The 22,837-nt window shown below is 55.2% G+C and carries 31 protein-coding genes and 2 tRNA genes; 14 read left to right on the top strand and 19 right to left on the bottom strand.

Going from position 1 to position 22,837, the window contains the following annotated elements; translation table 11 throughout:
• Positions 1 to 4 precede the first annotated feature (4 nt).
• From APR53_04480 to APR53_04455, 6 genes are all read left to right on the top strand, one after another.
• Complete coding sequence (locus tag APR53_04480) at positions 5 to 691, top strand: hypothetical protein (GenBank protein ID KQC03946.1); 687 nt, start codon at positions 5 to 7, stop codon at positions 689 to 691.
• Positions 692 to 694: 3 nt separating this feature from the next.
• Complete coding sequence (locus APR53_04475) at positions 695 to 2,161, top strand: inosine-5'-monophosphate dehydrogenase (protein KQC03945.1); 1,467 nt, start codon at positions 695 to 697, stop codon at positions 2,159 to 2,161.
• A gap of 42 nt (positions 2,162 to 2,203) precedes the next feature.
• Complete coding sequence (locus APR53_04470) at positions 2,204 to 2,812, top strand: ArsR family transcriptional regulator (protein ID KQC03944.1); 609 nt, start codon at positions 2,204 to 2,206, stop codon at positions 2,810 to 2,812.
• A gap of 1 nt (position 2,813) precedes the next feature.
• The gene (locus tag APR53_04465; GenBank protein ID KQC03943.1) at positions 2,814 to 3,227 is read left to right on the top strand and encodes a hypothetical protein; all 414 of its coding nucleotides are present in this window, start codon (positions 2,814 to 2,816) and stop codon (positions 3,225 to 3,227) included.
• Positions 3,228 to 3,596: 369 nt separating this feature from the next.
• Positions 3,597 to 4,523, top strand: a complete 927-nt coding sequence (locus APR53_04460) for a radical SAM protein (GenBank protein KQC03942.1) — start codon at positions 3,597 to 3,599, stop codon at positions 4,521 to 4,523.
• Between the two features lie 49 nt (positions 4,524 to 4,572).
• The gene (locus APR53_04455; protein KQC03941.1) at positions 4,573 to 5,286 is read left to right on the top strand and encodes a hypothetical protein; all 714 of its coding nucleotides are present in this window, start codon (positions 4,573 to 4,575) and stop codon (positions 5,284 to 5,286) included.
• Here the strand turns inward: APR53_04455 and APR53_04450 are convergent.
• From APR53_04450 to APR53_04425, 6 genes are all read right to left on the bottom strand, one after another.
• Positions 5,281 to 5,907, bottom strand: a complete 627-nt coding sequence (locus tag APR53_04450; protein KQC03940.1) for a hypothetical protein — start codon at positions 5,905 to 5,907, stop codon at positions 5,281 to 5,283. The genes APR53_04455 and APR53_04450 overlap by 6 nt on opposite strands.
• Positions 5,908 to 6,046: 139 nt before the next feature.
• The gene (locus tag APR53_04445; GenBank protein ID KQC03939.1) at positions 6,047 to 6,442 is read right to left on the bottom strand and encodes a hypothetical protein; all 396 of its coding nucleotides are present in this window, start codon (positions 6,440 to 6,442) and stop codon (positions 6,047 to 6,049) included.
• Positions 6,443 to 6,589: 147 nt separating this feature from the next.
• A complete protein-coding gene (locus APR53_04440; protein ID KQC03938.1) occupies positions 6,590 to 7,003 on the bottom strand; it encodes a hypothetical protein in 414 nt (137 codons plus the stop codon).
• A 41-nt stretch (positions 7,004 to 7,044) separates the two neighbouring features.
• Positions 7,045 to 7,275, bottom strand: a complete 231-nt coding sequence (locus APR53_04435) for a hypothetical protein (GenBank protein KQC03937.1) — start codon at positions 7,273 to 7,275, stop codon at positions 7,045 to 7,047.
• A 56-nt stretch (positions 7,276 to 7,331) separates the two neighbouring features.
• Positions 7,332 to 7,404, bottom strand: a tRNA-Asp gene (locus APR53_04430).
• Between the two features lie 17 nt (positions 7,405 to 7,421).
• Positions 7,422 to 7,528, bottom strand: a tRNA-Tyr gene (locus APR53_04425).
• 145 nt (positions 7,529 to 7,673) lie between these two features.
• Between APR53_04425 and APR53_04420 the strand changes: the two genes are divergently transcribed.
• A complete protein-coding gene (locus APR53_04420) occupies positions 7,674 to 9,203 on the top strand; it encodes a 2-isopropylmalate synthase (protein ID KQC03936.1) in 1,530 nt (509 codons plus the stop codon).
• 22 nt (positions 9,204 to 9,225) lie between these two features.
• On the opposite strand, the gene APR53_04415 is transcribed toward APR53_04420, so the two are convergent.
• The 12 genes from APR53_04415 to APR53_04360 form a co-directional block, all read right to left on the bottom strand.
• Entirely contained in the window at positions 9,226 to 9,585 is a 360-nt protein-coding gene (locus APR53_04415; GenBank protein ID KQC03935.1) for a prefoldin subunit beta, read from the bottom strand.
• The gene (locus APR53_04410) at positions 9,578 to 9,817 is read right to left on the bottom strand and encodes a hypothetical protein (GenBank protein ID KQC03934.1); all 240 of its coding nucleotides are present in this window, start codon (positions 9,815 to 9,817) and stop codon (positions 9,578 to 9,580) included. Before APR53_04410 ends, APR53_04415 begins: the two co-directional genes overlap by 8 nt.
• Positions 9,814 to 10,212, bottom strand: coding sequence for a hypothetical protein (locus tag APR53_04405; protein ID KQC03933.1), 399 nt, complete (start codon positions 10,210 to 10,212; stop codon positions 9,814 to 9,816). Before APR53_04405 ends, APR53_04410 begins: the two co-directional genes overlap by 4 nt.
• Positions 10,209 to 10,340: a DNA-directed RNA polymerase subunit P gene (locus tag APR53_04400; protein KQC03932.1), complete on the bottom strand. Its 132-nt coding sequence runs from the start codon at positions 10,338 to 10,340 to the stop codon at positions 10,209 to 10,211. Before APR53_04400 ends, APR53_04405 begins: the two co-directional genes overlap by 4 nt.
• A gap of 6 nt (positions 10,341 to 10,346) precedes the next feature.
• Complete coding sequence (locus APR53_04395) at positions 10,347 to 10,637, bottom strand: 50S ribosomal protein L37 (protein ID KQC03931.1); 291 nt, start codon at positions 10,635 to 10,637, stop codon at positions 10,347 to 10,349.
• 52 nt (positions 10,638 to 10,689) lie between these two features.
• Positions 10,690 to 11,385: an RNA-associated protein gene (locus tag APR53_04390; GenBank protein KQC03930.1), complete on the bottom strand. Its 696-nt coding sequence runs from the start codon at positions 11,383 to 11,385 to the stop codon at positions 10,690 to 10,692.
• A gap of 12 nt (positions 11,386 to 11,397) precedes the next feature.
• Positions 11,398 to 12,120: a proteasome subunit alpha gene (locus tag APR53_04385; protein ID KQC03929.1), complete on the bottom strand. Its 723-nt coding sequence runs from the start codon at positions 12,118 to 12,120 to the stop codon at positions 11,398 to 11,400.
• Positions 12,120 to 12,602, bottom strand: a complete 483-nt coding sequence (locus APR53_04380) for a ribonuclease P (protein KQC03928.1) — start codon at positions 12,600 to 12,602, stop codon at positions 12,120 to 12,122. Before APR53_04380 ends, APR53_04385 begins: the two co-directional genes overlap by 1 nt.
• Complete coding sequence (locus APR53_04375; protein KQC03927.1) at positions 12,599 to 13,243, bottom strand: hypothetical protein; 645 nt, start codon at positions 13,241 to 13,243, stop codon at positions 12,599 to 12,601. The genes APR53_04380 and APR53_04375 overlap by 4 nt, the downstream gene beginning before the upstream one ends.
• Before the next feature lie 27 nt (positions 13,244 to 13,270).
• Complete coding sequence (locus APR53_04370; GenBank protein KQC03926.1) at positions 13,271 to 13,861, bottom strand: 50S ribosomal protein L15e; 591 nt, start codon at positions 13,859 to 13,861, stop codon at positions 13,271 to 13,273.
• 133 nt (positions 13,862 to 13,994) lie between these two features.
• Entirely contained in the window at positions 13,995 to 14,468 is a 474-nt protein-coding gene (locus APR53_04365; GenBank protein KQC03925.1) for a molybdenum cofactor biosynthesis protein MoaC, read from the bottom strand.
• Between the two features lie 3 nt (positions 14,469 to 14,471).
• Positions 14,472 to 15,866: an NAD(P)H-hydrate epimerase gene (locus APR53_04360; GenBank protein ID KQC03924.1), complete on the bottom strand. Its 1,395-nt coding sequence runs from the start codon at positions 15,864 to 15,866 to the stop codon at positions 14,472 to 14,474.
• A gap of 131 nt (positions 15,867 to 15,997) precedes the next feature.
• On the opposite strand from APR53_04360, the gene APR53_04355 reads away from it, so the two are divergent.
• The 7 genes from APR53_04355 to APR53_04325 all read left to right on the top strand — a co-directional run bounded on the left by APR53_04355 (position 15,998) and on the right by APR53_04325 (position 22,371).
• Complete coding sequence (locus APR53_04355; protein KQC03923.1) at positions 15,998 to 17,374, top strand: phosphoesterase; 1,377 nt, start codon at positions 15,998 to 16,000, stop codon at positions 17,372 to 17,374.
• Positions 17,340 to 17,816, top strand: coding sequence for a pseudouridine synthase (locus APR53_04350; GenBank protein ID KQC03922.1), 477 nt, complete (start codon positions 17,340 to 17,342; stop codon positions 17,814 to 17,816). The genes APR53_04355 and APR53_04350 overlap by 35 nt, the downstream gene beginning before the upstream one ends.
• The gene (gene nac, locus APR53_04345; protein ID KQC03921.1) at positions 17,817 to 18,155 is read left to right on the top strand and encodes a nascent polypeptide-associated complex protein; all 339 of its coding nucleotides are present in this window, start codon (positions 17,817 to 17,819) and stop codon (positions 18,153 to 18,155) included.
• A complete protein-coding gene (locus APR53_04340) occupies positions 18,152 to 18,877 on the top strand; it encodes a protein-L-isoaspartate carboxylmethyltransferase (GenBank protein KQC03920.1) in 726 nt (241 codons plus the stop codon). Before nac ends, APR53_04340 begins: the two co-directional genes overlap by 4 nt.
• A gap of 355 nt (positions 18,878 to 19,232) precedes the next feature.
• Entirely contained in the window at positions 19,233 to 20,792 is a 1,560-nt protein-coding gene (locus tag APR53_04335; protein ID KQC03919.1) for a sodium:solute symporter, read from the top strand.
• Positions 20,793 to 21,010: 218 nt separating this feature from the next.
• Positions 21,011 to 21,910 (top strand): aspartate carbamoyltransferase catalytic subunit, encoded by a 900-nt coding sequence (locus APR53_04330; protein KQC03918.1) that lies wholly within the window; start codon positions 21,011 to 21,013, stop codon positions 21,908 to 21,910.
• A complete protein-coding gene (locus tag APR53_04325; protein KQC03917.1) occupies positions 21,907 to 22,371 on the top strand; it encodes an aspartate carbamoyltransferase in 465 nt (154 codons plus the stop codon). The genes APR53_04330 and APR53_04325 overlap by 4 nt, the downstream gene beginning before the upstream one ends.
• Here APR53_04325 and APR53_04320 read toward each other — a convergent pair.
• Positions 22,364 to 22,822: a phosphopantetheine adenylyltransferase gene (locus APR53_04320; protein ID KQC03916.1), complete on the bottom strand. Its 459-nt coding sequence runs from the start codon at positions 22,820 to 22,822 to the stop codon at positions 22,364 to 22,366. The genes APR53_04325 and APR53_04320 overlap by 8 nt on opposite strands.
• Positions 22,823 to 22,837 lie beyond the last annotated feature (15 nt).

Genomic DNA, 22,837 nt, shown 5'->3' with positions numbered 1-22,837 from the left:
AAGTATGGAATTATTGGTCAGCCCAAGTAGTGTGGAAGAAGCTCGAAATGCTCTTGCTGCTGATATTATTGATGTCAAAAAACCCTCCGAGGGGTCTCTGGGAGCGAATTTTCCCTGGGTGATCAAGGCGATAAAAAGTCTTACTGATAAACCCGTCAGCGCCGCAATCGGCGATTTTTCCTTTCTTCCGGGAGGTGCGGCACTCACCGCACTCGGGGCCGCCGGCGCAGGGGCCGATTATATTAAAGTCGGCCTGAAATTTTCCGGGACCGAAGAAGCGCGGGAATTAATCGGGGGAGTCGTCCGGGCTGTCAAGGATGACTACCCGGAAAAATATGTCGTCATTGCCGCGTACGCGGATTATAAACGCCTGAGCACGATTTCTCCCTTTGAGATAATTCCGCTTGCGGCAGGTGCCGGAGCAGACATCGCGATGATTGACACGGGAATAAAGGATGGAAAAAGCCTCTTTGACTATATGACAGAGGATGACCTCCGCGCCTTTAACGACGTGAGCCATGAAGCGGGATTAAAAACCGCCCTTGCGGGTTCGCTCCGCTTCGAGGATCTCGAAGCCCTTAAACGCATTGACCCCGATATCATTGGCGTACGCGGGATGGTGTGCGGCGGAGACCGCTCTTCTGTCATCAGGCAGGATCTCGTGGATAGAGCAGTTCAGATGATCAGGTGAAATATGTACCGTGAAAAACTCGACATGCCCCTGGCACTCACGTTCGATGATGTGCTTCTTCTGCCCGCTGAATCGTATATCGAACCGAGTGAAGCAAACGTCGAATCACGCTTTTCCCGGAACATCTCCCTCAATATGCCCCTTGTATCGTCAGCGATGGATACCGTCACCGAATCAGCCATGGCAATAGCACTGGCACGGGAAGGCGGCATCGGAGTCATCCACCGGAACATGACGCCGGAACGCGAAGTGGAGGAAGTGACTCTCGTCAAACAGGCAGAGGATATCATAGAACGCGACGTACTGACAGTGGACACGGAGGCGACCGTGGCCGACGTGGACCGGATGATGAATGTCCACGGTATCAGTGGCGTACCGGTGATGCAGGACGATACGGTTATCGGCATCGTCAGCAGGAGGGACCTGCGGGCGATTATCTCACGCCGGGGTAGCGATAATATCCGGACGGTGATGACGAAGGAACCCATCACGGTCAGTGAAGACATCACGATGGAACGCGCGCTCGAAGTGATGTATACGAACAAGGTGGAACGCCTGCCCGTGACAAATGACACCGGAAAGCTTATCGGCATCATTACCATGCAGGATATCCTCGAGCGCCATCAGTACCCCCATGGTAACCGTGATGCGAACGGCAACCTTCGCGTCGCTGCTGCCGTCGGTCCGTTCGATTTCAGCAGGGCGATGCTGCTCGACGAGAACGGGGTTGATGCTCTCGTGGTCGACTGTGCACACGGTCACAATATGAACGTTGTCAGGGCCGTCAAGGAGATCAAGGCGAGTGCACACGCGGATGTTATCGCAGGAAATATCGCAACGGCGCGCGCAGCAGAGGCGCTGGTCTCCGATGTGGACGGCCTGAAGGTCGGAATCGGTCCGGGATCAATCTGCACGACCCGCATCGTCGCGGGCGTCGGTGTTCCGCAGATCACGGCAATCTCGCAGGTAGCGGACGTCGCTTCCCCGGCAGACGTCCCGGTTATTGCCGACGGGGGGATCAGGTTCTCGGGCGATATTGCCAAGGCAATCGCCGCAGGTGCCGACAGCGTAATGATGGGCAGCCTCTTTGCCGGCACCGATGAGTCGCCCGGACGGGTGATTGCCATCAAGGGACGACGGTACAAGCAGTATCGTGGAATGGGATCACTCGGCGTCATGAGCGGCGGAGAGTCAAGTGATCGTTATTTCCAGAAAAAAGACATTGGATTAACGAAATTTGTGCCGGAAGGTGTCGAGGGAGCAACCCCGTATGTCGGGAACGTATCCGACGTAATTTACCAGCTCATCGGCGGACTGAAATCTGCCATGGGATATACAGGGTCCGCCACTGTCAGGGATATGAAGGCAAAAGCGCGGTTCATCCGCATTACATCTGCCGGGTATTCGGAAAGCCACCCCCATAACATACTTATCACTGACGAAGCGCCGAATTACCGCCTCTTCGAATAACACCCAATATTTATATAATTTTAGCACTAACATAAAGTAAATATGCTGGATGGCGACGATGTTTCGCACTTTCTGGATATCCTGGGCAACAGGAACAGAAGGCGGATCATTCAACTACTGCGTCAGAAGCCCTGTTTTGTGACGGAAATTTCAGAGCGGCTGATGATAAGCCCCAAGGCGGTGATTGAGCATCTTCAGCTGATGGAACGCGAGCATATACTTGCATCACGCAGCGACGAACGCAGACGAAAGTACTACCACCTGCTGCAGGATTTTAATGTTGTTATCCAGCTTAACCAGCAGAAAATGCCGGTAATCCTTGAGCATCAGGACACCCGAACGCGGTTTTCCTCTACAATCGGATCGCTCCGGCGAATGATGAAGCTACGGGAAACATTAATCAGCAATCTTGAGTATCTTGAACAGGATATCGAACAGGCGATTCATGAACTCGCAGCAAGCGGACAGGATATTATCCGGAGTGATATGGAAATCAATCTCATCGTTGTTCTTTCCGGATATAATCCCGACATCTCCGAAATCAAAGAGATAACCGGCGTTTCAGGCGAAGAATTGCAGAAACACCTCGCGAACCTTATGGAACGGGGGATCGTCACGAGGGAAAACGGTCGATACCGGTTGTGTGAATAACATGGCAAAAAATCCATACGACGATGTCTTCAGGGATCTTGCAAGAGTACTTGAAGATCTCTTCAGCAGCCTTGCGCGTGACGAGAATGCACGCTTTGTCGGATGTACCATCATCACCGGATCCGGCGGGGAACCTCGCTTTTTCCAGATAGATGACCAGGGGGTGGATGATATTAATTTCGAAACGGTTGAAGGGCCCGAAACCGTCTATGTGACGATCGAACTGCCCGCCGATACCGATATGGCGCCCTATGCGGAGATCGAAGAAGATAGTATCCATCTCTACTTTGAAGACGACAGGATCACGATTGATCTGCCGTGCCGGGTTGACGCATCACAAAGTGAAATCTCGGTCAAAAACGGCATTATGGATATCGTCTGTCACAAACTGGCGAAAACTCCCCCTCTTCACTGAATCAGTCCGCCGGCTCACGAAGCGACCGTCGGTGCTTTCTCCATAGAAGAAACACCGATCCGTACATCAGGCAAGGACGGGCATCTGTCCGAATACAGCCGCAGGGACAGAACAGCCGAAAATTATTCCGTATGAAATATCAGACGGATCCCTCATGATTGCGGGATTAGATATCCTGAATGATGACAGCCGGATGCGAACACAAGGAAATGGGACACCCGTATCCGTATTCGGCCCGCAGCCGCGTATATATACAGGCAGGGATCACAAAGACCACAACCGATACTACGACATTGCCGTAGGATTCAAGGATTTGAAAGTAATTTCTCATTGAGCCCTCATCAGCCTCATGGTTCTGGGTGATAAACGGTGAAATCCAATGAGCCTTCGTATCGCGCCCTGTTGCATACGGGCGAACTCCGGGAGCGAATACTGCAGGCATACCGTATTCTGTCCTCCTGTACTCTCTGCCCGCGCAAATGCCATGTCGACCGCCTGTCCGGCAAAAAAGGATACTGCCGGAGCGGACTTCTCCCGGCAGTCGCCAGTGCGGGCCCGCATTTCGGAGAGGAGCCGCCGCTTGTCGGGCGGGCAGGCTCGGGAACGATATTTTTCACTCATTGCACGATGCGATGCGCGTTCTGCCAGAATTATCCGATCAGTCAGGAAGGGTACGGGAGAGAGATTTCATGTGGTGAACTCGCCACGCATATGCTGAGTCTGCAGGAGAAGGGATGCCACAATATCAATCTCGTCAGTCCGACCCACTACATCCCGCAGATCATGGAGGCAACGGCCATTGCCGCCGCGAAGGGCCTTAAAATACCGCTTGTATTCAATACGGGCGGTTATGACCGTCCCGAAACGCTGGAGCTGCTGGATGGTATCGTAGATATTTACATGCCCGATGCCAAGTATGGTGACAACACCAGCGCCCGTACGCTCTCTGACGCACCGGATTACGTGGAGGCGATGCAGTCCGCGATACGAGAGATGCACCGGCAGGTCGGCGATCTTGTCACCGATGATAACGGCATTGCACTGCACGGCCTCCTGATCCGGCACCTCGTTCTTCCCGGCAATATCGCGCGAAGCGATCGGGTGATGGCATTTATCGCAACAGAAATTTCAGTACATTCCTACGTAAATATCATGGACCAGTACCTTCCCTGCGGGAGAATCTGTTCTCCCGGATTCGATGCGAGACTTCATCGTCCTGTCACCGCGCGGGAATATGCCTTCGCCATTCGATGCGCACGGGAGAACGGGCTGTACAGAGGATTTATCGGAAAATGAAACCTACCAGTCTGTACGGAACACGGGCAGTAAACGGGGGGTGCAATTCATGGAATCCCTTACCTATCATGCAGTCAGCGAACAGGGGAGGCGGGAACGTAATGAAGATGCATTTCTGGCCGAACGAATAGGAAGATTTCATGTTTTTGCCGTTGCAGACGGAATGGGAGGTCATGCAGCAGGAGATGTCGCCAGCACCTGCGCCATCGGGCAATTGCGTACGACCGTCATCACGAGCGCGGCCGACGACCCAATGCAGGCAGTGCTTGAACGGGCATTCGCGAATGCAAACCGTAAAATTTTCGAATATAATAAAAAAAATGCTCTCAATGCCGGTACAACGCTCACCGCCCTCCTGATCGATGAAGCGGGGAAATGCGTGTTTGCCAACGTCGGAGACAGCAGGGCATCTGTATTCGACGAGACCGGCATCTGGCAGACGCGGGATCACAGTCTTGTCAGACACCTTGTTGATCTGGGTCTGATCACCCCGGACGAAGCGATGACGCATCCCCGGAAGAATATCCTTGAACGCGCCCTCGGACTGCAGCCGGACGTAGCGGTTGATTTCTATCCGCAGGAGTGCTCAAAACGGACGATAGTTCTGTCGAGCGACGGACTTCATGATACGATTCCTCCCGAACGAATCAGAATCCTCGCCCGGGCATACCCCCCGCGCGAGGCGGCGGCGGCACTCACCGCCGAATGCCTCAGGGACGGCGGGACGGACAACATCACCGTTATTGTCATCCGCGTTTCATAGGAGCTTGCGGGCGCTGCAGGCCTTCTCGTACGCATCATTGATTGCCGTGCTTACGTCGGGGTCGATCTCGCGGGACAGCGCTGAGGCAAGGGCCCTGCACGCGCTGTCGGAAGCGATTCCGGAGAGGGCACGTGCCGCCATTCGGCGTACATACACGTTAGGATCCTCGAGCAGTACGATGAGTGCTCCTTCGGCATGCCCGTCGGCAAACCTGCAGAGTGCCTTGGCCGCCATATACCGCACATGGTCTTTTTCATCGGTGAGCCTTGCGATAAGCGGAAGAACCGCCCGGGTATCCCTGATACGCCCCAGAGCCTCCGCTGCCCGGTAGCGCATGACCCAGGAATCATCATCAAGCAGCTCGAGCAGGGGCGCCACCGCCACTTTCCCGGCCAGAGCCAGACCGCGGGAGACACGCTCTCGTTCGGCTTTATCACCGGCCCTGAGAGCCCGGATCAGGTGTTCGACGAGATAGGTTTTGTCGGTCCGTTCCAAAAGAATTCCTGCCATAGTGCGTACCCGGGGATCTTCATCGGCAATCGCTTCACAGAGGCCCTGAATACCTTCCCGTTCAAATGTATGCCTGGAGGGTGTCTTTTTCTCTGATATGTCATCTTTCATGGATAACGCTCTCCCGTGCGTTCCTACTGTTTGATACGTCCCTGTCACGGAGTCCCCGCGGGACCATCCGGATAACGACAGGTGATCTTAAAATATGATTGAACCTCCACTACGAAGGGAAAAAGGGATAGTCCGGATATTACTGGGCAGAGGTGGCCTTTCGCCACCAGACGATATCTCCATCCTCGACCTTCAGCACCTTCAGGAACATGGTTCCAATATCGTCAGGAACTGCGGAGATGTCTGCTCCGGAGGGAACGATGAGGACGGCACCAGTAACCGGGACGCCCTGTGCTTCAAGTGCCTCGGTTTTCGACGTTGTCTGTGAGATCATCGCTTCGGTAATTTTCTTATCAATGATCACATCCACAAGAATCCGGGCGTTTTCACCCAGGCGGCGCTTCCGGACCTGATAGTCGAATGTAATGTCGTCCCATGCAGGATCCCGCTCAATTTTCCACCCTTCTGAAGCAGGATATTTTTTCTTCAGATCACGTTCGATATACGTGTGCATGGAATCGTTAACAAAACCCATTATTCATTCACCTTAAAGTTACATGCAATTTTTTTGAATTTAAGTTTTGTCTTGTAATCCCGTGAGTGCAGACATGCCGGAGGGGGGATCGCATTAGCGCGAGACGCATTCATGTGATATCAAAAAAAGTTTTCCCCACTACCGCAGCTAGTCATCCGTGTCGGGGAGACGGGGGTGAATGAATTTTTTCACCCAGACGATCTCTTCTCCTTCAATCTTCAGCACATCGAGGAAAAGTACATCGGTGTCACCGGGGACCTTCGAGATATCAGTCCCGGTTGGTACGACAACAGTTTTTTTTTCACACGGCAGCAGCAGTTTTTCCATCTTATCAGCGTAAGCATTGAGATGATCGATATGCGCATCTGTCACTGCCGGCGCAATCGCCACTTCGACGAGAATTCTGTGTGTTCTTCCGAACCGCTTTTTCTGGATGAAGTAGTCGGGTACACGATTATTATTGGCTGGACGGCGCTTTATCTCCCATCCGTCGCGCAGAGGATATACACGCCTGAGGGCGCGTTCGATATAGGAAAATATCGCGTCTTCGGCAAAGCCCATGGTTCTTCCCTCTTATTCTATTGACGGGATAGATGTTAGGATTACCGTTCCGGATCAGAGAGATGCCGTTGCTGCCATGTCTTCCCGTGGCGACGGATACCTGCTCCGATACATACCAGACCGAAAACTGCAAAGAGGATCAGAACCGGTGTCGGCAGTAATGGAATGTCTTCGATAAACATCGGTACGATACAGGCCAGCAGAAGAAACAGTCCGAGACCGATGATCGGCACGCCGCTCGCAACCGGAAACAGGCAGCAGGTTTTTCGCATGGCTGTATACTTTCGTCACCGGTAAAATATAAAATCCTGCTCTGATGAAAAGAATACGCCCAGGTCGGAATTCGAATCCGAGTCGTCGGCGTGACAGGCCGACATGATAGGCCTCTACACTACCTGGGCACCATCCACACTGAAGATCCCGCCTCCCGGATTCGAACCGGGGACATCGCGGTAGCCGCGCAGTTACCGTTCACCGGCATACCATACTACAGCCGCGCACTCTACCAGTCTGAGTTAAGGCGGGTAGTGCTCTACAATATTTGAGAGAAACAGTATTAAAGATTCCGTTTCTCAATCAATACCGTGCAAAAAGCAGAGATTTATATAAATAAGCATTCAATAGAAGAGTATGTCTCGCAACACTTTTGAGGCAGGGACCGCCGCAGTCCATGCGGCAGATCGTTTTCTTGGACGATCGCAGTACTAACAGGCGATCAGTTACGGTTTTTGACACAACACTTCGGGATGGGGAACAGACGCCCGGCGTGTCATTCACATTGGATCAGAAAATTGAGATAGCTACGCAGCTCTCTGATATCGGTGTGCATGTCATCGAGGCCGGGTTTCCGGCATCGTCGGAATCCGAGTACGAGACAGTGAAAAGGATCGCAGACGCCGGGCTCGATGCGCAGATATGCGGACTTGCCCGTTCGCTGGAGTCGGACGTCGACAGGTGCCTTGCATGCAACGTCGATATGGTGCATGTGTTCATCCCCACCTCCGAGGTGCAGCGCGTACACACGATTAAAAAGAGTCACAAGGACGTTCTCCAAATAACGGAGGCTATCATTGCATACGCACGGGAGCACTGCGGCAACGTGATGTTCTCGGCTATGGATGCCACCCGTACTGATTTTAACGAGCTTGTGGAGGTGTACCGGACAGCTGTCGATGCAGGGGCAACGATCATCAATGTGCCCGATACGGTGGGGGTTTCAACACCATCGCGTATGCACGATCTCGTCTCCCGGATTAAATCCAGCGTCAATTGTCCGATTGATGTGCACTGCCACAACGATTTCGGCCTCGCGGTCGGCAACACCATCTCCGCCGTCGAGGGAGGGGCGTCGCAGGTGCAGGTCACCGTCAACGGACTCGGTGAAAGGGCAGGGAATGCCGATCTTGCAGAGACTGTCATGGTGCTCGAGTCAATTTTCGGAATTGATACGGGAATTTCGACCCGGCGGCTTGTCGAGACGTCCCGGATGGTCTCGCGGTTTTCGGGAATCTCCCTGCCGCCGATAAAGGCCGTTGTCGGGGACAATGCGTTTTCACATGAGAGCGGCATTCACTCGCACGGAATGCTTGCGAATGCGACGACTTTCGAACCGGGAATCATGACGCCCGAAATGGTCGGTCACCGGCGCCGGTTGACCCTCGGCAAGCATGTCGGACGGCATGCGGTGAAGCAGATGCTCGAAGAGGTGCATATCTCCCCGGATGACCAGCAACTCGATGACATCGTCCTGAAGGTGAAGGCAATCGCCAGTAAGGGAAAACGGGTGACAGACAATGATCTCTACGAGATCGCGGAGAGCGTGATCGGGGGGGCCGTCGGGAAAAAACCGATTGAACTCGATGACATTGCGATTCTCACCGGCAACCATGTCCTGCCCACCGCGAGCGTACGGGTCAGGGTATCAGGAAAGGAGTATGTCTACTCCAGTGTCGGCAACGGACCGGTGGATGCTGCAATGAAGTCACTTCTCGGTGTTGTCCCCATCCCCGTCCAGCTTAAGGAATTCTCTGTTTCAGCGATCTCGGGCGGAACGGATGCACTCGGGCACGTGACAATCACCGTCGAGGATTCGCACGGGCGTGTCTTTGACGCAAGTTCATCGGGCGATGACATCGTGCTTGCATCAGTGGAAGCGATGATCAACGCCCTGAATCTCGTAACCCGTGTGAACGGAGGATAGCGACAGAACACAAAAAAGAACTTCAGGTGGCGACGGGGGTATTTCCCTCGAGCGCCCCTTTAATCTGTGCCTGCAGCTGCTCGAATTTACCCTGCAGCATCTTTTCCTGTTTTTCGAGTGATTTGACGCGCAGTTCGAGCGTTTCGATTTTTTCGGCGAGCCCGCTTTCGACTTTCTCCTTCGGCTGGCGCATCATCACCGAACCCACAGTCGTAAAGACTTCGGTGTCGGCCGGTACGTCCTTGAGCTCCTCAAATGCCTTTTTGGCTTCCCGGATACCAACTTCGTACTGTGCTTTCTGTCCGACAACTGTCTGCAGCTGCTGCTGCAGCTGTTGCAGCATGGCAAGCTGATTCTGAACTTTTGGTGGAATATTATTCATATTTTACAATCTCCTGCATCTCGTATGCAATATTCATCAGACGCAGCCACGTATTCAGCGCCGCCCTCAGTGCCGACAGATCCCCGGCAGATGCCGTAAGGACGAGCGTCTCATCCCCCTCCATGTGAAGATTCACCCTTGTACGGCCCATATCACCGGTTTCCGGCAGCAACGCCTGATACATGCGCAGCGCATCCGCACCTGAGACCCTGAATATCGCAACGTGTTTCATTCCCGTAAAGCAAGGACATACCGCCTTCTCTGAGCTCCATCAAAGCAGAGGGTGGATGCACCCTCGTCTGACGGGAGGACATCTACGTATCGTTTCAAAGATTCATAAACAGTTTGGTTTCCGGTCCTCAGCCCTTTTAAAAGCACGCCGTCCCTCTTTCCGGTCGTGTATGATGCAAACGGAATTTCCGCTTCCGGTGTGCCGTGTATGAACAGTTCGAGAAGAAAAATTCTTCCCCGGCACGACACCAGAATTACTGCGTCTTCAGCCCTGATTGCATCATACAACCCGCTTTTTCCCCGGGGAATATATTTCCCGCCGAGCGAGAACGCCAGATCTTTTGCAAGTGTCCGGATTTCGGGAAGGGGCTTTCGTGAGGTCGTGACCAGAATCATCGCGCTTTCAGGTCTTTAATGCCGGCCCCTCTCTCCTTAAAAAGGATGCGGTGTCCACAGTAGGGGCACCTGACATTGATGTCGATCTCCACCTTCTGCTTGCACCGTGCACATTTATAGCCGGACACCTGAAATCACTCCTTGATCAGTGAACGTTCGATAGCCCGAAGGGCAACCTTGAGGACCGGTGTCTGCGGCACGTAGACCCCACCGGCAAATTTGTATGAGCATTTACGGCACTCCCAGATGCCTGTTCCCTTCCGGGACACAGCAAGCGACTCGCATCGGGGACAAATGTGACGCGCACGGGAAACTTTTTCGACTTCGTTCACGCGTTTCCGGATAAACCGTCCGTAACGCGGACCAAACCTGCCTGAACTTCCTGTGACTCGTCCTTTTGCTTTGTGTTTTCCTTTTTTCGCCATTCTGAATTACCCCGGATATGTCTGTATAGATTAGATCTCTCCCTTATTAATTCTAATCCAATATTTTCACATCGCCATCGCCTTTTGTAAGGCGATTTATCATATTGTAAAATTCTTCCTGTATTCCCGCAGGGATTCTCACAACGCAGATCCACGAACCGTCATTCATCCACTGGTCTTTTTCTATGGTCGTGGCAGCCTGGATTTCTCCGAATGCACGGGATGCATAATCCGCAGGAATTTTAACGGCAATCCTCATCTCCGCGAATTTTATCGGAAGAATGGGACGGAGCGCTTTCACGGTGTCCTTCACAAGTTCGTCGATATGCCGGAAGGGATCAATATTGACTTTCGCCTCCTCCATCGCCCTCTCAATCCGATTCGGCGGGTGAGGCAGGTTCGTCTGCGGATTGATCGCGTTTCTGGCAATGAAGGTGATAACCTGCAGGCGTTTATCGCTGGTCATCTGCTTCCGCTGCTCTGCCGTCAGGTGGATTTCTCCTTTATGGATGATCCTCCGTGCGATTGTCTCAAAGTCAAGCGTCCCGAATACCTTTTTGAGGGACTCCTCCGACGCCTTCTCGGCACGGGAGGCGTTTTCAAAGACAAAGAGAGCAGCCACCACATCCTCGATACCGACAGATTCATCGGTTCGCGCCCGGGCTGCCATATCCGGGTCGACGAGGAGTTCAAACCGCTCCCCGTGCGACTCCAGGCGGGCCACAACAGCGCGGTCAAGAGGTATCATGAACCGCCACACCTACTCTTCAATCTTGTCAACGTACGTTTTTACTTCTTCCGCGCTCATTTTACGGAAGAGCCTGTCCGCCGTGTCAACGATGCCGATTTCAACGGTGTTCACGTCGAATTTTCCCTCGGTTGCCGCATGCAGCGCCTTGAGACCCATCATGATGCCTTCCTTCGACGTCATGTCAGGATTGTAATCCTCTTCAAAGACTTTCATGACCGCAGGCCTTCCCGTTCCGATACCCGTCGCCTTGTATTCGAGCAGGGTGCCGCTCGGATCGGTCTCAAACAACCGTGCCCGCCCATCACTGATCCCCGCGATCAGGAGAGCCGTGCCGTACGGGCGTGCACCCCCGAACTGGGTATATGTCTGCATGTGATCACAGAGTTTCTTTGAGAGAGTTTCCACGTCGATGAGTTCATCATAGGTCACACGGTTGATCTGGCTCTCTACCCGCGCCCTGTCGACGAGCGAGCGTGCGTCACCGACCAGACCCGAGGAGGCAACTCCCATATGATCATCGATCTTGAATATTTTTTCAATCGACGAGGGTTCAAGCAATCGCGAACTGACCCGTTTATCAACGATCAACACCACACCGTCGCTGCATTTGATACCAACCGCAGTCGTACCCCTTTTTACCGCTTCGCGTGCATATTCGACCTGATAGAGTCGTCCATCCGGGCTGAACACCGTGATCGCCCGGTCATATCCCATCTGAGCCTGTGGTTGCATCAAAATTCCTCCCTGTCTCTTTGGGTAAAATAGAGTGTCTCTTGTTTTTTTATACCTTTTTCAATTAAATCAATCTTGTGACCGGGGTATGCGAGCACCTGATAGAGTTTTCCGAGAACCTCCTCAGAACCGGCTTCCCCGGGCGCGGGAGAAACCCGCATTCGCCTCCGGAGTGCATGCAGGGTGCCCGAAACCGCTACCGTGTGTAATGCAAGGCGGGACCCTTTCACTTCCGTAACGGTGGCAAGAGCGGCCATTACATCCGGTTCATCACCACGGCGGCATCGGATTACTGCATAACCATTATCACTGGATATCACCGAAATCTGCATCCGTGCTGCAGCGGCATCGCCGAAGAGAGCCGTTGCCGCTTCAAAGACTCCGTGATACAGGCGCCGGGGTTCGATCAGCGCATAAAACGGAACATACCGTGAAAGGATATACCTGCGCTTGTCCCGCATGGTTGGCGGACGTGGCTTCACGGGACCACCTCGACAGATCTGCGCGGATTGAGAAGCCGTCCCGGAGCGCCCAGTGCTTCTTCCGCTTCCTCCGGTTCCATACCAAACAGTGAACAGAGCCGGGGGACCACACGTGCCGACCGGAGATCAAGGATCGAGTGTGCATCGCTCGATACGGTCACCGGAAATCCGTACCTGCGGTGGAGCCTGAGCACATCCGAATAGCACCGGAGCGCATTCTGCCGGATCGGACCGCGCCCGTGAACAATCGGAAAGAGGCTGATGTTAACCGCTGTTTCAGATTCTGCGGCATTTTTTGCGCAAATATGGTCAAATGCTTTGCTATGAACGGTATGTACTCCGCGAAGGATATGAATACCCCGGTAGGACAGGAGTGCGCGATTCAGTTTCACATCACCCGCGCAGGCCATGATCAGATGTGCCTGCCCGGTATCGCGGCGTATCCGCCCGAGCACATCCTGAAAGGTTCTGCCTGCAACGACGGCGCCACAGATAACCGGGATACGTGTCGCAACAGCAGGATCCACCTGCCCGGTACAGACGATGCAGTCATAGCCGAGCCCGGCGGCCTCTTCCGCAAGGCGCCGTAGAGACGAGTCTCCTTCAGGATAAGGATGCACACAGGCATCAGCGCAGTTCATCGGTACGGTTTATAAAAAACAGGATATTTATTTTCCGCGGTTCGCATTGGACCGGATGCTCGGGCGGGTGTGTTCCGTACCCGTACCGCGTTTCCTCATGCCACGACCACGCATTCCGGCGGCTGTGCGCCCTCTCTCCGCACGACCCCTGTGAACGGGATCGGCAAGCCACGACAGGTGAGTGTCGTTCCTGATTGCGGGGTGGTGTGCATCGACAAGGATGACCTCATACCATTTCTGGCGTCCATCCTGGCCTACCCAGTACGAATTAAGCACTTCCATATTGACGAACTTGCGGGATGCACGCTCTTCGGCGATGCGCTGAATGCTCTTCCCTCCCGAACGGCGTCGCATTCCCATCCGGTTTGTACGGCGTCCGCGAATATACCGCGATACACGACGGCCACCCCGACGGACACTCACGCGGGCAACGATGATGCCCTGTTTCGCCCGGTATCCGAGTGAACGCGCCCTGTCAATGCGGGTCGGCCGGTCGATGCGCACAACGCTCCCTTCCTGGCGCCACGTCTGCATACGATGCCAGAGGAGGGTTTTCACCTCGGAAGATTCCGGTTTTTTCCATGCCTCACGTACGTAGGCATACATTGATTTTACCATTGTAGTATCACCTGCAAGGTTCAGTCCTGCTGCAAACAGAACCACATTCCTTTGTCACGGGACGGATCCCGCGGTTCTGTATATGTTTCCCGGAATACTATTAAAAACTCTCCTCCCGGCCGGGCACCGACCGTCACACCGGGTCTCCTTTCCGTTTCTCAATGACACGGATGCCTTCTATCCGGGTGACGGGATACTGCCCCTGCGCGTCCTTTTCGGCGGACTTCACCATATCCCAGATCGTGAGAAGCCCGATACCGACACCGGTCAGCGCCTCCATCTCAACCCCGGTCTTTCCATACGTCCGGACCGCCACACGCACTTCGATATACCTGTCTTCTTCACGGAAATCGACAGACACACCACCGACGGGAAGAGGGTGGCACATGGGGATGAGATGCGAGGTCTCTTTCACTCCCTGGATTGCCGCGACACGCGCGGTTGCAAGCACATTGCCCTTCACTGCCGAACCCTCGCGGATCGCAGCGAGGGTCTCCGGGCGGAGATATATACGTCCTTCTGCGGTTGCTTCACGTGAAACGTCCGCCTTTTCGGTCACATCCACCATACGGACGCGATCATCTTCGATATGCGTGAATTCAGCCATGTTTCATCTTCCTCTCCATAATTCGTCGGGGATCCTATCAAGGAGATCGGTTGCACAGAGACCGTCACCCTTCGTCGATGCGACCGCCATCCCTGCACGGCCGTTAACATATGCAGCCACAGCTGCGGCTTCGAAGGCGGGAAGGCGACAGAAGAGGGCTCCCGCAATACCTGCGAGAACGTCACCCGTCCCCCCCTTCGTCATCGCCGGAGAGCCGGTTCTGTTGAACCGGACCCGTGTTCCGTCGGAGATCACATCCACCGGACCTTTTACGAGCAGGGTCATCCCCTGCGCGTGATCGCGCACGAGACGCGCGCGGGCGATCCGATCCTCAGGCAGTGTGACACCGAACATGCGTGCGAATTCTCCGGCATGAGGCGTGCAGATAGTCTCGGCCGAACGCAGGGGCGGATTCGAAAGGGCATCGGCGTCAAGCACGCACCTCGGGCACGCCGCCGTGACAGCCTCCACTACGGCACGGCTTTCCCGCCCGAGACCGGGGCCGCAGACCACGACATCGGCGCTCTCTGCAAGGCGGACGAGTCGCTCCGTGTGCTCGTCGCCGATCCGGGAGCCTGCAAGAGGCTCCGTAATGATATCAGGGTACGGGAGGGGCGCGGGGGTTGCCACCCTAACGATGTCGGCACCTGCACGAAGGGAAGCAATCGCGGCGAGGTAAGGGGCACCCTGATATGGACCGCCGCCGATTACGAGCACCTCACCGCCCTCCCCTTTATGGGCACCGGCCGGTTTGGAGGGAAGCTGGAGAAGGTCACCGGGGCCGGTGTAGAGTTCGGCGGCAGGCGGGATTCCGATATCGACGACGGCCGATCCCTCCACTTTCGGACGGTGGAAAGCGCAGACGAGATCCGCGCGCATCGTCGGTGTGGGCACGTCGGCTGCAACGACTGCTGCAGGACTCTGATTTGCAAGCGCAATGCACAGGAGGAAGGGATCACGGGGCGTATCCTTCGCTCCGGTTCCGAGGAGGGCGTCGATAATGACATCCGCCTTATCAAACAACGGGGCGTAACGCCCGACATCTTCGGTACATGTGAAGGGAAGCAGATCAACGGCACAGGCACGGAGCGCATGCAGATTGGCTGCCGCTTCCGAACCCTTCATTCCGGCAGCGGGATGGAGCACGGATACCCGGGCTCGGTGCTGCAGGTACCGCGCGGCGACGAGCCCGTCGCCTCCGTTGTTGCCTTTTCCGCACAGGACGAGTACATTCTCCGGATTGTACTGCAGCGTTTTTTCAGCAAGCGATTTGCCGGCGCTTTCCATCAGCTGCAGGGGTGACACGCCATACGAACCGGCATTTCGATCCACTGCTGCCATGCGCTCCGCACTGACGAGGCCCCTCTCGTAAAATTCGGACAGATCTTCCCGTTCCATTGCGAAACACCGTTGTATGGTACACTAAACCCTCACTCCATATGAATGATTGCCGGATTTTTTTCCGACATCCCGCAGGAATACCGGCGGGAGCAGGCTTTATCCGGTTCCGCCCCCTATGTACGGGAACAATGGGGTTTGCCGCCGATACCAGTGATGTCGCCGGAGCGATTCTCAAAGCCGACACCGTGACAGTAGTGTCCCATATCGATGCCGACGGTATTACGAGCGAGGCGATCCTTGCACAGGCGATTTCGCAGGAAGGAATCAACGTCAGGTCGGTGTTTGTCAGGCAGCTCGAACCGCTTACCATGCGACATGTCCCGAAAGACGATAGTCTCAAGGTTTTTGTCGATCTCGGGGCCGGACAGCAGAACCTGCTGGAGGAGCACGGGCTGACCGAACGCGATGCGGTCATCATCGATCACCACGTGGCGCAGCCTGCCGAAACTCCGTATCTGCAGGTCAACGGCCTTCCGTACGGCCATACGAAACTGAGCGCGGCGGGCATCGCCTACTTCGTCGCGACGCATCTGGATGACATCAACACCCGGCTCGCGCCGTTGGCGGTCATTGGGAATGTCGGCGACATGATGGCTCGCGAACACTGCGGGCTGATCGGCCCGGCGCGGGAGATCGTGAGCGACGGGGTCAGGGAAGGGCTTATCGTCTGCAGGGAGCGCGATCTGAACTGTTACGGCCTCTCGACCCGGCCGGTTCATGTATCACTGGGATACTGCGACGACCCCTTTATCCCCCGGATCAGTAACAATACACAGGGAGCCCTTGAATTTCTTGAAAAACTGGAGATCCCGCTCCGTACCGCCAGGGGCCGGTGGCGTGTCTGGGAAGAGTATTCGCCCGAAGAAAAGCGGACGGTTATCAGCGCGCTTGTCCAGCAGCTCATCGCACACCGGCAGCCCGTCGACCGCCTTTTCTCCGAGACATACTATTTCCCGGACGAGCCTCTTCAAACGCCGCTCAGAAACGCATCGGAATATGCCACCCTGCTCAACGCCTGCGGGCGGTGGGCAAAACCCGCAATCGGAGCTGCCGTATGCCGGGGGGACAGGGGTACGGTGTATCGCGAAGCCGAACATATGCTCCGGCACCACCGGAGTATCATACGCGAACTTGTTCAGTATATTCATGACCGGGGAGTGACAGAGCTCTCGCATCTCCAGTATATTCACGTGGGGGACAGGTTTCCTGACACCATTGTCGGCATCGGAGCAGGCATCTCCCTCTCTAAACTCAGCTGGCACAAGCCGATGATGGTCCTCTGCTATCTGCCTGATGACCCCGAACTCGTCAAGGTCTCGATGCGCACAAACGAACGTATGGTCTCAAAGGGCATCGATCTCCAGAAGGCGCTCCAGATCGCCTCTGAAGAGGTCGGAGGTGCCGGGGGCGGGCACAACATCGCTGCGGGAGCGTTTATCCCGAAAACCGCGGAAAAGGAGTTTGCACATCGTGTCAACAGAATCCTTCGAGAACAATCCGCTTAAACGCGTGAGAACAATTGCTGATTTCCAGTACGGACAGGGAGTCGGAGAGAGGATGTTTCCCGGGAATACGGAATTCCGGTTCTCGAATACCGGGCGGGTACGGTACATCCTGCTTGAAGGCGAACGCCTTGCTACGCTCAGGGCCGGAGACGGCCGGCTGACACTGGGTATTGCCGGTGCACGCCGCCTGAAGGAGGCCGTTTTACCACCACGGTACCGTGTGGTGCCGGCGGATGAGGTCGCCGGTTTTATTTCATCCGGAAAAAATGCGATGGCAAAACATGTCGTATCGGCAGATGAAGAAATTCGTGCGGGCGAGGAGGTACTTGTCGTCACCGGCACTGACGAACTCATCGCTACCGGGACGGCTGTGCTGTCGGGCAGTGAAATGCTGGCATTTAATTATGGAGTAGCAGTACAGGTACGAAAAGGGAGGGATTAGATGATTCCTGGAATGAACCCCAAAAAGATGAAGCAGATGATGAAACAGCTCGGCATGAAAATGGACACCATCGAAGACGTCGAGCGGGTCGTCGTCTATACACCCCGCGGCAATTACGTCTTCGAACCGGCCGAGGTGGTTGCAACAACGATGCAGGGAGTCACGACCTACCAGCTCAACGGAGAACCGCGCTTCGAACCCGCCGAACTGGAGATTCCCGAGGAGGATGTCGTGCTCGTAATGGAGCAGTCCGGGGTTTCCCGTGACGCAGCTTATACGGCACTGAAAGACGCACAGGGCGATATCGCAGATGCTATCCTGAAACTGACCGGCGCATGATCGAACCGAACGACCGCATCATACTTCTGCACGAGGACAGGGAATATTTTGTGCGTGCGGGAGCCGGAAAGCTTTCAACCGATCTCGGGATGATCGATCTTCCGGCACTTGTGGGACTGGGTCCGGGTGACGTGATCACGTCCCATCTCGGAACGCCGTTTCACATCAGGATGCCCCGGCCGACCGACTTTTTTTCGCACGCACAGCGGAGCGGAGCTCCGATGCTCCCCAAAGATATCGGGATGGTCATTGCCCTCACCGGCATGAACCGCCGCGACAGTGTACTCGACGCGGGAACAGGGAGCGGAATTGCATCAATCTTCTTCGGGGGCGTCGCACGCAGCGTGACCACGTATGAAATTCGCGAGGATTTCGCCCGTAAAGCAGAAATCAACATCCGGGAAGCAAAATGGGACAATGTCACGGTTATTGCAGGGGATATACTCGAAGCCGCCGGCGCATTCGATGTCGTGCATCTGGATCTCCATATCGACGTCGATCACATCATAAAAGCTCATGAACTGCTCACCTCCGGCGGATATCTTGCCACATATACCCCGTTTCTCGAGCAGACCTTCACCGTCATGGACACCGCTCAGGGGCTCTTTTCCGAAGTTCATACCCACGAACTGATAGAACGGGAACTCAGCCGGACAAAACGGGGAACACGCCCCTCAACACGCGTCTGCCATAGCGGGTATATCACCATTGCCCGCAAATAACGGAACTACCGGCACACCGGAATCGCATATTCCTCACCACTCTGTCAGTCAGGTGAGGAATAACTTTAAATACCTCAACACAGGAATGCTAATTAGGTATTCAGATGTCCATCACACACAGGCAGTACCGGTGTACCTTTGTGGACAATTCTGTCGTTTTTGCCTTCTTCTTTAGATAGGGAACCGGTTTAGCCGTGTTCCCGTGGAATGGATACAAATTCTGAATACCGTGAGGTGTTTTCCATGTTCGGAATTACTGACGCACAAATCGTGATTGGCTATCTGCTCGCGCTGGGATTCGCGCTCGGATGCGTAGTGTACGGGTACATGAACTGGCATAACGGAGTCGAGGACCATGGCAATTGATACGCTTACGCTCGTGGTAGTTACTGCGATATACCTCGCTCTGGTCATTATTCTCGGATACTACGGGTACAGGAAAACCCGCGAGCATGAGGATTACCTCGTTGCCGGCAGAAAGATACATCCAGCGGTGCTTGCCCTCTCCTATGGTGCGACATTCATCAGCACCTCAGCGATTATCGGCTTCGGAGGATTCGCTGCATACCTGGGGATGGGCCTCATCTGGCTCACCGTGCTCAATGTGGGAATAGGGATTCTCCTCGCATTTGTCGTATTCGGTAAAAAAACACGACAAATCGGACATCGCCTGGGTGCCGTGACATTTCCCGATCTGATGGGAAAGCAGTACGGTTCGCGTTTCATGCAGTCTGCGAGCAGCGCGATTATCATCATCGGCATGCCGCTCTATACGGCAGCGATCCTTATCGGTGGCGCACGGTTCATTGAGACAACACTCAGCATCCCCTACGATACCGCGCTTATTGGATTTGCTGTCATCGTTGCAGCCTATGTCATCCTCGGCGGCCTGATTGCCGTGATGTACACCGATGCACTGCAGGGCAGCATCATGCTCGTCGGGATGACCATACTCCTCGTACTCACCTACATTCACCTCGGCGGGGTGGAGGCAGCCCATTCGGCACTCAGCGCACTATCCGCACAGGTTCCCGCATCACTCGCCAGCGGCGGACATACCGGCTGGGCATCGATGCCCGTACTGGGCTCCCCGATATGGCTGACTCTGATTACATCGATAGTACTCGGGGTGGGAATCGGCGTTCTGGCTCAGCCCCAGCTGATTGTCCGGTTTATGACCGTTTCGGATTCTCGGGCGATTCACCGTGCCGTCGCTGTCGGAGGACCTTTCATTCTCATGATGACCGGTGTTGCGTTTACCGTCGGAGCACTCACCAACGTGTACTTCATGAAGACGCAGGGGCAACTCGCGCTCGCGGCAGCCGGTGGAAATATCGATTCGATCATACCTGCCTACATCAATGCCTCGATGCCGGATCTCTTCATCATCATCTTCATGCTCGCCCTTCTCGCCGCCGCAATGTCGACCCTCAGCTCCCTGTTCCACACGATGGGTACGTCGGTGGGGTATGATTTGTGGAGTGTCGTACGGAATGAAAAGGGATCATTGAAAATTACACAGCTGGGAACGGTGGTGATGATCGTCGTGAGCGTCATCGTCGCGTACAGCCTGCCGGGGAGTATTATCGCCCGGGCCACGGTGATGTTCATGGGTCTCTGTGCGTCGGCGTTTCTCCCCGCTTACACCCACGGCCTCTACAGCACCCGTCCCTCGACGCGTGCCGCCGTGGCCAGTCTGGGCGTCGGTACGATAGCCTGGTTCCTCTGGACCGCATTCGTTCACATGGCGGAATCCAAGCCGCTCGGAATATCGGCCCTGCTGTTCGGGCAGGATGCCGTTCTTTCGATGCCGTGGCAGGTAGTTGATCCGCTCATCGTGGCACTCCCCCTCTCGGTGCTTGCGCTGGTCGCCGTCCTGATCATCGACCGGAGCGCAGAGGCGGTCCGGGCCTGACAGGACTCCCCATACCCCTTTTTGGCACAGCCGGTTCCCCGGATACCTTCAAGCTCCGGGGGATCTCCCCTCCGAATCCACGTGCATATATCTTTATTTCACTGAGACACACCCCTTTGCCATGAATACCCCGGGGGCAGAAACGGCATGCAGAGCGGCGTGCCGGGCCGAAGGGGATTAGTAGGTGTATCCCACAACGATCATAGGGCGTTTGACGTATGTACCACATCATCTCGATAAAAGACTTCGATAGAGAGGAGATTGACGCGCTCCTCACGCTGGCGGAGGATATCCATAAACAGCGTACCATCGAACGAAGCCTTGAAGGAAAAATCGTCGCTCTCCTCTTTTTCGAGCCAAGTACCCGAACCCGCATGTCATTTGCATCCGCACTCTCCCGCCTCGGCGGTGCGTCAATCTGCGTCGACAGCGTGGAGGGGAGTTCGATCATCAAAGGGGAGACGCTTGCAGACACCGTCCGTGTCGTCAGCGGCTACGTCGACGCGATTGTGCTCCGGCATCCCCGGGAGGGCGCAGCCCGTCTGGCAAGTGAATTTGCCTCCGTGCCCGTCATCAATGCAGGAGACGGTGCCGGCCAGCATCCGTCACAGACGCTTCTCGATCTCTATACGATACGCCAGTCAATGCCGATCGACACCATCGATGTCGGCCTTCTGGGTGATCTGCGGTACGGACGGACCGCCCATTCGCTTGCCTATGCACTCTCACTGTATGACGTAACTCTCCATACAATCGCACCGAACGGCCTGGAACTGCCGGAGCATCTGCTCTCCGAGCTCCTGGACCGCGGCATGGACGTCATCGCCTACGAGAGCGTGAATGAGATCATCAATTCCCTCGATGTGCTGTATGTCACCCGGATCCAGCGTGAAAGGTTCCCTGACTCAGCCTCATACCTCAACGTCGCCCAGAGTTACCGGATCACTCCCGAAACTCTCTCCGACGTGCGTGATTCGCTCATCATCCTTCATCCGCTCCCGCGGGCAGGAGAGATTGATCCCCGCGTTGACGATCTCCCCTGTGCCCGGTATTTCGAACAGGCGAAAAACGGCGTCCCTGTCAGGATGGCCATGCTTCGCGAGGTGATGCGGGAATGAGCCATACGCACCCCCCGGCGCTGCTTGTCAGCCCGATCCGGGACGGAACGGTTATCGATCATATCACGGCCGGTGAAGCGCTGAACGTCCTGCGAATTCTCGGGATCACCGGCACTACCGATGAATGCCTCTCCATCGCCACAAATGTCGCAAGTGAACTGATGGGACACAAGGATATCGTGAAAATCGAGAACCGCGAGCTGGTGAAGGAGGAGGTGAACCGGATTGCGCTGATCGCCCCCCGCGCATCCATCAACTTCATACGGAACTATACGGTCGTGCAGAAAAAGGGTGTGGAAATCCCGGCTGTGCTGAAGGGCGTCGTCCGCTGCCCGAATCCGGGCTGCATCTCCAATACCAACGAGCCGATCGAAAGCAGTTTCGAGGTTGTCGGCACGGGCCTGCACTGCCTCTATTGCGATACGGTGATCACGAAGGATATTGCGAGCCACATCATCTGATAAGGCGGCCATGGTCGTCGATTTCACCCCGGTGTATCCTCGTGCTTGAGATCCAGCGGCCGTCTTCCGCAAGCACGCAGGTTATCTGGTGAATATCGACCTTTCTCTTCTTTTTCTCGCGGCGGATGCGGTTTATCTCCATGCCTGCCGGAAGCGTCTCTTCACTGACGACAAGAGCATCGAAATCTGCTTCGAGCGCCGATCCGAACCGGTCGGTAAGCGGTTCGATTGCCCACGACGCCGTAAAAGCGGAGTTGCGGAGAAAAACTTCGAGATCATGGTATCTCTCTGAAAAAGAACGAACGGGATGCGTCTTCTTTCCTGCAAAGTCATCTGTCGTGAGACCGATGGTGACCGTACCGCCGGGTCCCGCAAGCTCGAATGAGCGGGAGAGGAGTTTTTTATGACCGTCGTGCAGGGGATCGAAAGTTCCTCCCACCATAACTTTCATTGAGGTGAGAGTTTA

The organism is Methanoculleus sp. SDB (genome assembly GCA_001412355.1).
Classification (GTDB): domain Archaea; phylum Halobacteriota; class Methanomicrobia; order Methanomicrobiales; family Methanomicrobiaceae; genus LKUD01.
The sequence above is the reverse complement of the archived record's forward strand: the minus strand, read 5'-3'. Positions and strand labels throughout refer to the sequence as shown.